Below are 13,002 nucleotides of genomic sequence, written 5' to 3'. Positions count from 1 at the left end.
TGCTTTTTCCTGCATTGATCCTGCAGGATTTTCGATTGCGATAGCCTCTCTCTCCATACCTAGTGCGCGCGCTTCTGGCGCATTTGTAGTGACTTTCAGAGAGGCAATTTGATGACCACACCGACCCGAGCGTTTTCTTCCTGGCCCTGGCATGCCGCAACTGCGTTGCTTTTGTTATTGCTGACGCTTGGTTTGTCGGCTTGCGGCGGCAGTAGTGAGACGGCGGCGGATACGGTGACGATTGATTCGCTGACATCGTCGCCCTCGGCCCCTCAAAGTGGCTCGCCGGTGTCCGTGGTGGCTGCGGTGACGGGTACGCTCGGTAGCGCTTCGACGAGTGGCACGGTTACCTATCTCTGGACGCAGACATCAGGGCCAAGCGTGACGCTTTCCGGCACAACGGCAGCCACGGTTTACTTCACGGCCCCTGCGGTAACGACCAGCACAGCTGTCGTGCTCACGTTGACGGCGACGATGAACGCCGTGAGTGCCTCGAAGAGCATCACCATCACCGTCAGCCCCTGACGCTCAGTCGACAAAACAAGAGCCCGAGGCTGCAGAGCTTCGGGCTTTTTTATCGTCGTCTGGCTACGTTCTGCCAGTGGGGATTGCGCTATTTCACTTCCAGCTCGCAGGTCGCGTCGCCGCGCTTGCCCTTGGCCGTGGCGTGTACGTTGATCTTGTACTTGGCCGTGAAGTTGGGGGCGGTGATGTCTATGGTCGAGGTGTTGTCGTTCTGGCGCTGGGTGCCGAACTTGACATCGGTGTTGTCTGCATCCCAGGTCCAGATGACGTCGGCGTTGTTGATGCCGATGATGGAGGCGTAAGCCTTTACCTGCGAGTTGGTGCCGGGCGGAATGCTGGCGCCAGCGCTGGAGATCGGGCATTCCATCTTGGTGATGCTGATGGATTCGAGCGCATCCGGTACGCCGTCGCTGCCGCCACAGGAGGCGAGGGTGGCGGCAAGTGCCAGAGGGGCGATGAGTGAGGGTAGTACGTGCAGGCGTTTCATGTGCATCTCCGTGAATCAGGTGCGCGCGCTGAAGCGCGTGGCTTTGGCAGTCTAGTCCTCGCCTTGTCGTGCGATCAAGAATGAGGACGCTCGGCAGGTACGACGGCCCGGTCGCAGCATTGTTCCCCGCATCGATGCAAATGAGGGCTGTCCGTGCGGGCAGGGTTCGCGCCGCCAGGGGGTTCGCAAAGCCGTAACACCAGCGTCAATTCGCGTTCACATTGCGCGCGCAAGCTCGGTCCTCTTTGTAACCACAGGAGAGATGAAATGCGCTGGAGCTCTGTTCTTGCCGGCCTGCTGGCTGGTGCTTCACTCGTCGCCGCTGGCGGCGCCATGGCCCATGACGATGAGCGTCATCATCACGCGCGCAAGCCGTTGGTGATCGGCCACCGTGGTGCGCCAGGCTATCTGCCTGACCACACCCTCGAGGGTTATGCGAAAGCGATCGAGATGGGCGCGGATTTCATCGAGCCAGATCTTGTCGTGACAAAAGATGGCGTGCTGATCGCGCGTCACGAGCCGAACATCATCGGCACGACCGATGTGAGCCTGCATCCTGAATTCGCGTCGCGCAAACGCGTTGCCATCGTCGATGGCGCGGCGGAAGAGGGCTTCTTCGTCTCCGACTTCACGCTGGCCGAGATCAAGACCCTGCACGCTATCCAGCCCTTGCCCGAGCGCCCGCAGCAATACAACGGCAAGTTCGCCATCCCGACCTTCGAGGAGGTCATTGCGCTGGTGAAGAAGAAATCGCGCGAGACGGGTCGTGAAATCGGTATCTATCCCGAGACCAAGCATCCGACTTATCACCGCAATCTTGGCTTGCCGCTCGAAGGTCGCTTGATCAAGGCGCTGGAGAAGGCCGGCTGGAACCGCCGCAGCGCGCCGGTGTTCATCCAGAGCTTCGAGCCAGGCAGCCTGAAGCTGATGCGCAAGGTGTCGGACGTGCGCATGATCCAGCTGATCGACGCCAACGATGTGAAGGCCGATGGCAGCCTCGATTTCACTGCGCCTTTCGATCGTCCTTACGACTGGACCGCCTCGGGCAAGCCCGAGTTGCTGGCACGCACCTTCGCCTGGCTGACGACGGATGCCGGCCTGCGCGATGTCGCCAAGTACGCCGATGGGATTGGCCCGTGGAAGCGCTACATCGTCAGCACGGTGCCGGATGCATCGGCGCCTGTCGGCTCGCCGGGTGAGTCATCACTGAAGACCCTGCCGCCGACTGACCTGATCAAGCGCGCGCACAAGCAGGGCTTGCTGGTGCACACCTGGACCTTCCGCAGCGAGCCGCGCCGTCTGGCGTCGAACTATCGTGGTAACCCGGCCAAAGAGTACGAACAGTTCTTCAAGCTGGGTATCGACGGTGTGTTCTCGGACTTCACGGATGCCGCTGTGGCTGCGCGTGCTGCGCTGCACTGATCCGCTGCTTCATCTGGATGGAGAAAGCCCGGCGTGCCGGGCTTTTTCTTTTGGAGAGCCGGAAACCTTCCGCAGATCGCTGACCCGCAGACGAAGACCTGCCTTGGCGTATGCTGTCGTTCTGTCTCAATAGCGGAAGGGATCGACTGGATGACGATATTCTGGGTTGTGCTGGCAGTGGCCGCGGTGGTCGCGGAGATGCTGACCGGGACGCTTTACCTGCTCGTGGTGGGTCTTGGCGCGGGCCTGGGTGCTGTTGCAAGCGGGCTGGACGCTGGCGTGGTCGTGCAGTGCCTTGTCGCAGCGATTGTTGTCGTGGGCGGCAGCCTGCTGGTGAGCCGCTTCCGCAAGCCGGCGCCCGGTGAAATGGCGCCGGACCTGCAGGGCAGCGCCGAGGTGGTTGCCGTGGCCGACGCCGGCAAACTGCGTGTGCGTTGGCGCGGCACCGAGTGGGACGCGCGCGCCGACGATGTGCTGGCCCCGGGAGAGGCCGTCACCGTCGTCAGACAGCAGGGCAATCTCTTGCACGTCGCGCGGCATGCCTGACGACTGCCGATATCTTGATGATTCCGTAGCACCTTCTCTGGAGAAGACTGATGACAAGTACCTACATCGCGCTGGCGATCCTGATTCTGGCAATCGTGTTTGCCGCGCGTGCAATCCGCATCGTGCCGCAGCAAAGCGTTTTCATCCTTGAACGCCTTGGCAAGTTTCATGAGGAGCTGCATGCCGGGCTGCACTTCGTCGTGCCCTTCATCGATCGCGTGGCGTATCAGCTGACTATCAAGGAAGTGCCGATGGATGTGGCGCCGCAGGTGTGTATCACCAAGGACAATACGCAGGTACAGATCGACGGCATCCTCTACTATCAGGTGACCGATCCGCGCCTGGCTTGCTACGGCACGGCGAATTATGAATTTGCCATCGAGCAGCTCGCCAAGACGATGCTGCGTTCGGAAGCCGGCAAGCGCGAACTGGATCTCCTGCTCGAAGCGCGCGGCGAGATCAATCAGGCCATCGTCGCCGCGCTGGATGAAGCTTCCGGCGCATGGGGCGTGAAGGTGCTGCGCTATGAGGTGAAAGACATCACGCCGCCGGAGAGCATCCTGCAGGCGATGGAGCTGCAGATCAAAGCCGTGCGCGAGAAGCGTGCAGTCATCGCGCGCTCCGAAGGGCAGCGTCAGGAGCAGATCAACAAGGCGGAAGGTGCGCAGCAGGCGGCAGTGATGACTTCCGATGGCGAGCGCCAGGCGGCCATCAATCGGGCTGAAGGTGAAGCGCGTTCAATCACGCTGGTGGCAGATGCGACTGCTGCGGCCATCCGCACCGTGGCGGCGGCGATCCAGACCGAGGGTGGCGAGAAGGCGATCCAGTTGAAGGTGGCGGAGCAGTATGTCGAGTCCTTCGGCAAGATTGCGAAGGAGGGCAACACGGTGGTTGTTCCGGCAGATCTGGGCAATATGGCCGGGCTGGTCACTGCGGCGATGCAGATCGTTGGCAAACGTCCTGCAGTCTGAGGCGTAGCGAGAGATAAAAAAACGGCACCCGAGGGTGCCGTTCTTGTTTGTTGCCTGCAGCTGCTTAGAGCTTGCCAGCGCCTGCATTGGCCCTCACGTGGGCCGGTACATCCTTGGCCGGGATGGGTGTCTTGCCGCCGTACAGCGTTGGCTTCCAGCCCAGATCGGCAGAAACCTGGCGCTTGGGATCAACACTGTTGATCGCCGCGACCAGATCCGCTGCTTGACCATTCACGATCGAGCCTGCGTCGAAGAACTTCGTGCCACCCTGGATGACACCCGCGATCGAGGCGCCACCGTTCTTGATCTCGAACGCATTGTTTTCCGAGTAGATCAGCGAGTCCTTGCCAATGCCGAAAGCACCACGGTAGATAGGCACTGCACCTGATTCCTTGAGTGCTTTTTCATGTGCAGCCAGACCCGACAGCTTCGGATCGTAGCCCGCTGCGTCACCGACGATCAGGTTGTTGTAGGAGTGGACCTTGCCGAAGCGCACGCGTGGCAGGCGCTGACCACTGTTTTCAAAGTAGTTGCCGTAGTAGGTGACGTTGAGCTTGCCTGCGTCGCTCGTCAAACTGTCGCTGCCGCCGATGAGCGAGGTCTTGTCGTGCTTCTGGAAGTGGTTGTACGTGATCGTCACCAGGTCGGCACTGTTCGTGATGTCGATCAGGCCATCGTGATGCTGCACCTTCTGCTCGATCTGGTTGTGCGGGAACGGGAAGACCGATGGGAACTTCTTGTCGTCGCGATCGCCGTCAGTGAAGGTGCAATGGTCGATCCAGACCCGCTTGCCGCCATTGATGGAGATGTTGTCGTATTCCGAGTTCCAGCGACCACCGGGGCACTGCTGCGGGCCGGTCTTGGCGTCGACGAATGCTTCCTGGCAGCCAGGGTAGCTCTTGTCGGCGTTCCAGCTATCGCCCGGATCCCAACCAGCGAAGTAGTCGAAGGCGTCTTCAAACGTGATGTTGCGGATGATCACGTTTTCGGTGCCATTGCCGATCATCAGATTGCCTTTGACGATCTTTGCATCCGCACCCAGACCGACGATGGTCGTGTTGGAGGTGACGTCGATCACGATGCGTTTCTTCTGATTCTCGGAAGACTTCTCGCGAGCTTCTTCGAGCGGGCCGCTGAGTTTGCGCTCTGGGCGCTTGTTGGCGGCGAGCTTGGTATTCCAGACCGCAGGCGCGTAAGTCTTTACGTAAGCATTGAAGTCATAGCCGGGCGCGGCATAGTCCTTCTCGAAGAGTTCCTTGTTGTTGTCATCGACGGAGAGATTGATCGAGCCCTTCACATAGATGATCTTGGGCGCCGTGCCCCCTGCAGCCAGTGCCTTGACCAGCTCGGCCCGGTTGCTCACGGTGTAGACGTTTTCGGGTTTGGCCTTGGCGCCGCCATCCACACCACCACCCACCGAGGCCCAGCCATCGTTGGCCGCCAATGCGGAGCGGCCAATATCGCCACCCTTGACCGGTGCGGCGGACTTGTTGGTGTCCACGCTTGAGCAGGCGCTAAGTAGCGCCAATGCGGCCACGATGGACGTGCCCAGAACTGTTTTTTTCATCTATTTGCCTCCGGAGTTGAAGAACACGCTTTTTGCCGTTGCGGCGAAAGGCGCCCATGTCGTGCTGCTGGAACCAGCCCTCCCTGCGGGCCGTCTCCAGGTCAGCGGATTCATTGCGACCTGCATTGACAATCTACTATATGGAACGTTCCGTCATGATCCGATGTCGTTCATGTTTTCGCCTCAACTTGTGCCTTGAGGCAGCTTGTCGCGTCGGCCAGGCTAGATCAGCGAGGGGCCTTCGACAATCTTTTCGGCTTCTTTGGCGGTGATGCGCACGGTTGCAGTCGCAATGACGTGGATTGTCAGCCATTCGTGCAAGCGCATTGCGCCTTCGCCTTCCAGCGAGATGAAGCGGCAGCCGATCTGCCCTTCGGGATCGCCGGGCACGAAGTTCATGTGCTGAGCCTGTCCCTTGATCTTGTCCGGAATGCCTTCGAGCCTGAGTTCGAAAGCGAAGGGTTGGTCGCCATCGGGCGCGGTCTCCGCGGCAATACTGAAGCCTTCCAGTGACAGGTCGATCAAGGGGATGCGGTTGCCGTCCAGGGCAACCCAGAAACACGTTGCTCCGCCGCGTTTGGCGAGAAAGCGTTGGCGCTGACGGCGTTCGTTATATTCGTATTGGCTCATTCTGCGGCTCCGGCATTGGAAGTTGCCATCCGGTTGTAGATGGCGCCTGTGCTGTTTTCGGCACAAGAGCGAGCAGACTTGAGGTGTCTGGAGAAGGGCGACGCCTGGCTGCAGGCGTCGCAGGTCAGAGGTGTTTCAGCGGGTGGCTGACGGCATCTGGATCGGGGCGCTGCCCGAGCGGCCTTCCCGCTTGGCTTCCTTGGCAGCACGTTTTTCCTTGAGACTCATTGCGGGTGCCTTTTTCGACTCCTTGTTGCTCTTCTGTACTTTGCTCATGGTGTGGCCCTCGTTCTGGCTCGATAGCGAGCGCTTCGAGTATAGGCCGCGAGCACGCAATTGCCATGTTGCGCAATATCAAGGGTTGAGCGCGAGTGCGATGGTGGCAATCACCAGCAGTGCATGCGGAAACGCGATGGTCGGGCGCAAGGCCTGCGTCGCGTATTCGCCAAGCAGTCCAATGCTGCCTTTGCGGCTTGCCAGCCATTCACTATGCAACTGCAATGCATGCCCGTGTGCCTCGCCGCGCTCGCAGGCTTCGATGCGCAACAGGCGTTCGCCGATGCGCGCCTGGCTGGTACGTACGATGGCTTCCTGCAGCCACAACGCGCACAGCACGAAACACAGGATGACGAAGAAAACGCAGCTTCGCGGCGCCGCGGCATGCAGCCAGAGACTGGCAGCTGCGAACACCAGGATCGCCATGAGTTTGATCAGCAGGGCGCTGCGCTCGTACTGTTCGTGGTTGTTCTGCAGCGTTACCCATTCGTGGGTAAGCGCGGTGTGCGTATCGCTCATGGCCTAGACGCGCAGCAGCGCGATCTTCAGTGGTGGCTGCCCATCAACGCTGGGGAAGTCGGCCTCTGGCGTGATCCATTCCATTTCACGGATGGGCCTGCCGGCCTTGCGTGCGCTGCGTTCCATCTGGTCGAACCAGGCGTCGCGCGACACCTGGGCAACGTTGTTGCAACAGATCAAGGTGCCGCCTTCGGCTGTGCACAGCAGTGCGGGCTTGAACAGGGCGGGGTAGTCATTGACCAGGTCCACGACGCCGAACAGGCTCTTGGCATAACGAGGTGGGTCGAGGAACACCAGATCGAAGGCGTGTTTCTCCAGCTTCGGGAATGCGGGCATGCGTTTGCCGCGCACGATCTGCGATTGGCCAATGCCAGCGAGCTGGCGCATGGCGGGAAATGCATCGCTCTTCACGAAGCGCACGCGAATCGGCAATTCGTTGATCTGCGCGTTGGATTTCCCCACGGCGAGATTGGTGTCCGAAAAGTCCACGTTCACCACGTGGCGTGCCCCGGCTTTGGCTGCCGCAATGCCGACGCCGCAGGTGTAGGCAAACAGATTCAGCAGCGACTTGCCTTCAGCCTCCTGCATGATGCGGCGGCGGCCGGCGCGCATGTCGAGAAACAGCCAGGGGTCCTGACCCTCATGGCGGCCCTGGATGCAGTACCTCACGCCCAGCTCCTGCGCTTCGTGCTGGATGCTGGCAATCGCAAGTTCGTCCGTTGTCAGCGCATTCGAAATGCGGGAGTTTGGCTGGCTGCGGTCGTTGTAAACCACGGTCAGGCCCGGTAGCGCAGTCGCATAAAAGCCGGTCAGCTCTTCCAGTTGTGCGGACTCAAGAGGCTGGTGAAAGCTCTGCACAAGCAGCAACTCACCGTAGCGGTCGACACTCAGGCCGGGCCGGCCTTCGGCGGTGCCATGGAACACGCGGTAGGCGTTCGTCTGCTCGGCATGTAGCTGTGCGAACAGGGCTTCACGAGACTTCAGGGCGCTGGCGAGAACGTTATCAAGGGTGTCAGGCATGGCGCTTTCACGGGGATTTTCAGGGCAGGCTGCAACTCTTCGGCGAGCGGCGCTGCTTGGAGTGACGAGGCAACTGCCGACATCTTACAGGGTACTTGCGGGCCGGGCCTGACAAGGGGCGGTCGATGCTTCAGAGGCAGATCAGGCCATCGGCGCAAAACGTCGCTGCCGTTTGCCATCAATCTCGATCTCTTCGACAAACATGGCAAAGGGCCGAACCCACCAACCACTGTCGTTATAGAGCGGTCGGTACATCACGACTGCTTCCAGGCTTTCGCTATGGCGTGCGACGCCAATGACTTCATATTCGCCGCCCTTGTAGTGGCGGTAACGACCCGGTGGAAGTGTCGGGAGCGCGGTTAGATCGGATGTGCTCATCGTGTTGTCGGTAGCGATAGGGTGGGGCGGCTATTAGACATGCTGAACGGGTAGTCGCCAAGCGCTTTGCGCACCGACATTGGGCGTCCGTCTGATGCCGAGCGCCTTTGTGGTGCGGGTCGGGCTGCAAAAATGCCTGATTGCGGGCTTTGCGCACGGCACGCAACCTGCATGCCCATGGAACCGGCGGCAAGTTGCGTGGGGCTGCTGCAAACCAGAGGGAGAAAAGACGGCAATGAAAACCTTCATTCAGGCCACGGAGATCTGGGCGCCATCGCGCGACCGCAATATCCTCGAATATCACGCAGGCCTGTTCGGTCCGCATCACGCGTTTCGTACTGCGACGCAGAAGATGTGCTTCGGCTATGACGAGGGGCTTCCCGGCAAGGCTTGGGCGTCGCGTCGCCCGATTATTCTCAACGATCTTCAAAGCCCGCTGTTCCGGCGCCGCGACGCTGCGCGCACGGCAGGCCTCACCTGTGGCGTCGCCATCCCCGTGTTCGCGGGCGACATGTTGCTGGCTGTGCTGGTGTTTTTCTGTGGTGATGATAATGACCACGTAGGGGCTATCGAGCTCTGGCACAACGATCCGGCGCAGTCCGCCGATATGGGGCTGGAGGATGGCTATTTCGGTATTGCCGACGGCTTCAAATGGGTGGCGCAGCACACGCGTTTTGCCAATGGTTTTGGCCTGCCGGGTACTGTGTGGAAGAGCGGCATGCCCGAAATCATGGACGACCTCGGGCACGCCAATCGTTTCGTGCGGCGCGATGACGCGCGCCGTATCGGCGTCAACAAGGGGCTCGGCATCCCTTCTCCGTATGCAGGAGACCAGAACTATGTGATCGCCTTCCTGTCGGCACTCGGGACGCCTATTGCTCGTCGTTTCGAGATCTGGGTGCCTGACGACAAGGGGGCTGCGCTGCGTTTCGAGACCGGGCAGTGTGACAACACCCCTGATCTGGCGAGTGACTACCACGGTGTCGTCTTCGAACGTGGCGGTGGCGTGCTCGGCAAGGTCTGGCATACCGGGTTGCCCGCGATCGATGAATTCATTGCAAGTGAAGGATCGGCCGTCGGCGCCTCGGCGTTGAAGGCCAATCTCTCATCCATGGTGGCGCTGCCTGTGCTTGAAGATGGGCGTATCAAGGCCGTCGTCGCGATGTATTTCTGATTTTGCTGACAGCCTGCTTGACAGTCTTCAAGCCAATGGAATAACTTTCGTCCTCCATCAATGCAGTTCCAGTTTCTTCAGGAGAATCACATGCCCCCAGTCATCGCCAAGGAAATCATTCAGCGCTGAAGCGCGTCTGGCGAAGACACATGTGTCCTGCCCGGCGGCGTCAGCCCCGGGCCAGGAGCGAAGGAAACATGCAGGCGGAATGCATGAAGAAGCCCTGGCGTAAAAGCCCGGGCTTTTTTCATTCCGTTTCAAGGAACTGCATATGACTATCAACATGACCCTGAACAAGGGCCGCGTCCCGGTGAAAATCTGGACGCCCGACATCGAGCACGAAGCCTTGCAGCAACTGCTCAACGTCGCACAACTACCCATCGTGCGCCATCACGTCGCCGCCATGCCGGACGTTCACGCCGGCATCGGCGCCACCGTCGGTTCCGTCATTCCGACTTCGCAGGCGATCATTCCTGCAGCGGTCGGCGTCGATATCGGCTGTGGCATGAACGCCGTGCGGCTGTCGCTGAATGCGAGTCAGTTGCCCGATAACCTTGCGCGTTTGCGCAGCGCTATCGAAGCGGCAGTGCCGGTAGGTTTCAACCAGCACGAGCACTCGAAGCTGAAGGGCTCGGCACACGCGCGGACGGCGCGTCGCTTCTCGGACCGGCTCGACCATATCGTCGAACGTCATCCTGGCCTCATGAAGATGCAGCGGCGCTTCAACCAGACGTGGATGTGCCAGCTCGGCAGTCTCGGCGGTGGCAACCACTTCATCGAGGTGTGCATCGATGAGGCACAGCAGGTGTGGGTGATGCTGCATTCGGGCAGCCGCGGTATCGGCAACGTGATCGGGCGCTATTTCATCGCTGCTGCGCAGAAGGACATGCGGCGCCACCAGGTCAATCTGCCGGATCGCGACCTCGCGTACTTCAGTGAGGGCAGCGATCTGTTCGATGACTACGTGGAGGCGGTCGACTGGGCGCAGGACTATGCGATGGAGAACCGCCGCATGATGCTGTTGCTGGTGCTCGAAGCCATGCGGCCGTACCTGCCCGCGTTCAAGCTGGAGAACGAGGCGATCAACTGCCACCACAACTACGTGGCACGCGAAGAGCACTTCGGCGAGAAGCTGTTCATCACCCGCAAGGGCGCGATCCGCGCGGGCGAGGGCGAGCTGGGCATCATCCCCGGCAGCATGGGGGCGAAGTCCTACATCGTGCGCGGGCTCGGCAATGCGGAATCGTTCTGCTCGTGTTCGCACGGCGCAGGCCGACGCATGAGCCGTACCGCAGCCAAACGTCATTTCACCGACGTGGATGTGGAGAAGCAGACGGCAGGTGTGGAGTGCCGCAAGGACCGCGGCGTGATCGACGAAATCCCCGGCGCGTACAAAGACATCGACGAAGTGATGGCCAACCAGACTGATCTGGTCGAAGTCGTCCACACCCTGAAGCAGGTGGTCTGCATCAAGGGTTGAACAACACAATCATTCAAATGAAGGAGAACGAAATGCCTATTCATTCACCCGGATTGCCTGTGATCAATGACTTCCCCGCGCGGGGAAGTTCTCTCGAATATTGCGACATCAATGGATGCAGATCACATCATGGAACTCAGGGAAATCGACGAGTTGCGCGCCGCCATGCCGGTCGGCCGCACCGTGTATCACTACTATAAAGACCGCTACAGCCTGCAGCTGTTGCGCTACGCCGTGCCGCGCGAAACGCCGGTCAGCGTATTGCGTAACGGTGCGGTGGCGGGGCTGTTGCAGAAGCCGCGCGTGCAGCCGGTGTTGGCCGCATGCAATGGCGTGCTGTCACCCATCCTGCTCAAGAGCGCCGACGGTGATGTTGCCGAGGAGCACTACACGCTGAGTATCGGCGCGTGGGGCAGGAACGAAGACGAGCAGAAGCAGATGAGCCGGCGCGGAGCGAACCTCGTGCTGCAGCTGAATTTCTCGCGGCGCCACGACGAAGCCTTCAACCGCGTGCTCAAGCCCGACGTCGGCATCGATCCATTCAACTACAGCGGGCACCCGGCCGTGCATTCCGAGGAAGCCGGCCGGCGCTACACGCTTGCCTGGGCGAGGCTGGATATCGACCTGGATCGCGGCGAGGCCGTGATCGAGGAAATACAGTCGGACTGGGTGCGGGAGGCCGCCTACGCACGGGACATGGCGAAGCGATATGAACCTGGCCTTCGCAGATACTACAAGCTCGATGCGGATGCCGGAAAGATCGCGAGCTACTGCGAAGAGGTGCTGGCACCGCACGCCGCCGTGTGGGACGAGACGATGCTGTCCGCGGCCCTGTTCTTTCTCCGCGAAGAGCTAAGCATAAAGCATATTTACTACCACACGCCGGAGACCGGTGTCCGGTTCAAGGACATCAAGTGGACCGCGCCGCCGCGTTCGCTTTACACGAACCTGCCACGTCGTTTCTGCTTCCGCGAGACGGAGGAGTTGCCGGGATTTCTTGCTGCGAACAAGCGCATCGCCAACATCCGGCGTTGCTCACCGAAACTGCGCTTGCAGAAGTTGCTGGTCTAGCGTGAGCGTAGATCAGCGGCGCAGGAACTCGGGGAGATTGATGTTGCTGTCCGTTGCCGGATTCGTCGCTGCATGGGCGGCAGCGGACTCGGCAACGCGCACGGGCAAAGGCCGGTGGTCGACGGGCGGCGCGGGCTCGGCCGTGCGGACGGGTGTGCTGCTGTGGCCATCTACTGGACGGCTGATTTTCGGCTCCGGCGGTGCGAATGCCAGCAGCTCGTTCAGCCAGGTCGTGATGCCTTGCCATTCCTCGAGATAGGGCTCGACCTTGGCGCGGGGAAAGTCGAATATCGATAGGCCCTGCTCAAGACACTTGCTGTAGGCCGCAGCAGCCTTGATGGTGGTGAGGTAGGGCAAGCCGAGCGCAGAAGCCCAGGCCTGCAGGGCTTCTGCATTCTTCGTGCGGCCGTCGATGCGCATGCCGACGCAGCCGAGGCTGCACTTGCCACTGGCAATACGCGGGAAGGTGCGCAGCTCCTTGATGCTGTCTTCGGCGGCCGTGCGGTCGAAGATGGAGGTGGTGGCCGGGATCAGGATGGCATCGGCATACAGCGCGACTTTCATCAGACCGACACCCTGGAAACCGCCTGGCGTATCCAGCACCACGTGTTTGACGCCGGCAGGCGGGCGCGCGAAGTTGCGCTCATCCATTGTCCAGCCGTGGATTTTCGGGGTGCTCTCCGGACGGAGGCTCAACCACAGGCGGGAGGACTGCTGCTTGTCCACGTCGCCCAGCATCACGTCGTGGCCGAGGGAGGCCAGATAGCCCGCCACGTGCGTGGCCAGCGTGGATTTGCCCGCGCCGCCTTTGCGATTGACCACTGCGATGACTGACATTGCTGCACAGCTCCTCGTGCCGGCTGACTGCGCGTGTTGCTATGCCGACAGGTGTCGACGGCGGTCAGTCCGGCAAGAATAAGCGGCGCGGGCAGGCCG

Annotated in this window: 15 protein-coding genes; 7 read left to right on the top strand and 8 right to left on the bottom strand. The window is 60.8% G+C overall.

The genetic code is table 11. From position 1 onward, the window contains the following. Nucleotides 1-111 precede the first annotated feature (111 nt). Nucleotides 112-525, top strand: a complete 414-nt coding sequence (locus VVD49_RS21340) for a PKD domain-containing protein (protein WP_327601263.1) — start codon at nucleotides 112-114, stop codon at nucleotides 523-525. An 88-nt stretch (nucleotides 526-613) separates the two neighbouring features. Here VVD49_RS21340 and VVD49_RS21335 read toward each other — a convergent pair whose 3' ends face one another. Further along, entirely contained in the window at nucleotides 614-1,012 is a 399-nt protein-coding gene (locus VVD49_RS21335) for a hypothetical protein (RefSeq protein ID WP_327601262.1), read from the bottom strand. A gap of 267 nt (nucleotides 1,013-1,279) precedes the next feature. Between VVD49_RS21335 and VVD49_RS21330 the strand changes: the two genes are divergently transcribed. The 3 genes from VVD49_RS21330 (at nucleotide 1,280) to VVD49_RS21320 (ending at nucleotide 3,951) form a co-directional block, all read left to right on the top strand. Next, complete coding sequence (locus tag VVD49_RS21330; RefSeq protein ID WP_327601261.1) at nucleotides 1,280-2,434, top strand: glycerophosphodiester phosphodiesterase; 1,155 nt, start codon at nucleotides 1,280-1,282, stop codon at nucleotides 2,432-2,434. Between the two features lie 150 nt (nucleotides 2,435-2,584). Continuing rightward, nucleotides 2,585-2,980 carry an NfeD family protein gene (locus tag VVD49_RS21325; RefSeq protein ID WP_327601260.1) on the top strand — a complete coding sequence of 132 codons (396 nt, stop codon included), beginning with the start codon at nucleotides 2,585-2,587 and terminating at the stop codon, nucleotides 2,978-2,980. Nucleotides 2,981-3,030: 50 nt separating this feature from the next. Further along, complete coding sequence (locus VVD49_RS21320) at nucleotides 3,031-3,951, top strand: SPFH domain-containing protein (RefSeq protein WP_327601259.1); 921 nt, start codon at nucleotides 3,031-3,033, stop codon at nucleotides 3,949-3,951. A 64-nt stretch (nucleotides 3,952-4,015) separates the two neighbouring features. On the opposite strand, the gene VVD49_RS21315 is transcribed toward VVD49_RS21320, so the two are convergent. The 6 genes from VVD49_RS21315 to VVD49_RS21290 form a co-directional block, all read right to left on the bottom strand. Then, a complete protein-coding gene (locus VVD49_RS21315; protein WP_327601258.1) occupies nucleotides 4,016-5,518 on the bottom strand; it encodes a pectate lyase family protein in 1,503 nt (500 codons plus the stop codon). 222 nt (nucleotides 5,519-5,740) lie between these two features. Then, nucleotides 5,741-6,148 carry a PilZ domain-containing protein gene (locus VVD49_RS21310; protein WP_327601257.1) on the bottom strand — a complete coding sequence of 136 codons (408 nt, stop codon included), beginning with the start codon at nucleotides 6,146-6,148 and terminating at the stop codon, nucleotides 5,741-5,743. Between the two features lie 135 nt (nucleotides 6,149-6,283). Beyond that, nucleotides 6,284-6,424: a hypothetical protein gene (locus VVD49_RS21305; protein WP_327601256.1), complete on the bottom strand. Its 141-nt coding sequence runs from the start codon at nucleotides 6,422-6,424 to the stop codon at nucleotides 6,284-6,286. 78 nt (nucleotides 6,425-6,502) lie between these two features. Then, on the bottom strand, nucleotides 6,503-6,943 hold the full coding sequence (locus tag VVD49_RS21300; RefSeq protein WP_327601255.1) for a hypothetical protein: 441 nt from the start codon (nucleotides 6,941-6,943) through the stop codon (nucleotides 6,503-6,505). A gap of 3 nt (nucleotides 6,944-6,946) precedes the next feature. Then, nucleotides 6,947-7,963, bottom strand: a complete 1,017-nt coding sequence (locus VVD49_RS21295) for a class I SAM-dependent rRNA methyltransferase (protein ID WP_327601254.1) — start codon at nucleotides 7,961-7,963, stop codon at nucleotides 6,947-6,949. 141 nt (nucleotides 7,964-8,104) lie between these two features. After that, nucleotides 8,105-8,341, bottom strand: coding sequence for a DUF1653 domain-containing protein (locus VVD49_RS21290; RefSeq protein WP_327601253.1), 237 nt, complete (start codon nucleotides 8,339-8,341; stop codon nucleotides 8,105-8,107). Nucleotides 8,342-8,576: 235 nt separating this feature from the next. Here VVD49_RS21290 and VVD49_RS21285 point away from each other — a divergent pair, with 235 nt between their 5' ends. The 3 genes from VVD49_RS21285 to VVD49_RS21275 all read left to right on the top strand — a co-directional run bounded on the left by VVD49_RS21285 (nucleotide 8,577) and on the right by VVD49_RS21275 (nucleotide 12,066). Further along, entirely contained in the window at nucleotides 8,577-9,515 is a 939-nt protein-coding gene (locus tag VVD49_RS21285; RefSeq protein WP_327601252.1) for a GAF domain-containing protein, read from the top strand. Between the two features lie 271 nt (nucleotides 9,516-9,786). After that, nucleotides 9,787-10,995: an RtcB family protein gene (locus tag VVD49_RS21280; protein ID WP_327601251.1), complete on the top strand. Its 1,209-nt coding sequence runs from the start codon at nucleotides 9,787-9,789 to the stop codon at nucleotides 10,993-10,995. A 129-nt stretch (nucleotides 10,996-11,124) separates the two neighbouring features. Further along, a complete protein-coding gene (locus VVD49_RS21275; RefSeq protein WP_327601250.1) occupies nucleotides 11,125-12,066 on the top strand; it encodes a hypothetical protein in 942 nt (313 codons plus the stop codon). Nucleotides 12,067-12,078: 12 nt separating this feature from the next. On the opposite strand, the gene VVD49_RS21270 is transcribed toward VVD49_RS21275, so the two are convergent. Then, nucleotides 12,079-12,903 carry a ParA family protein gene (locus VVD49_RS21270; RefSeq protein WP_327601249.1) on the bottom strand — a complete coding sequence of 275 codons (825 nt, stop codon included), beginning with the start codon at nucleotides 12,901-12,903 and terminating at the stop codon, nucleotides 12,079-12,081. Between the last annotated feature and the right edge of the window lie 99 nt (nucleotides 12,904-13,002).

The organism is Uliginosibacterium silvisoli (genome assembly GCF_036017035.1).
Lineage (GTDB): Bacteria > Pseudomonadota > Gammaproteobacteria > Burkholderiales > Rhodocyclaceae > Viridibacterium > Viridibacterium silvisoli.
Note: the sequence above shows the minus strand (reverse complement) of the source record. Positions and strands in the feature narration are given on the sequence as shown.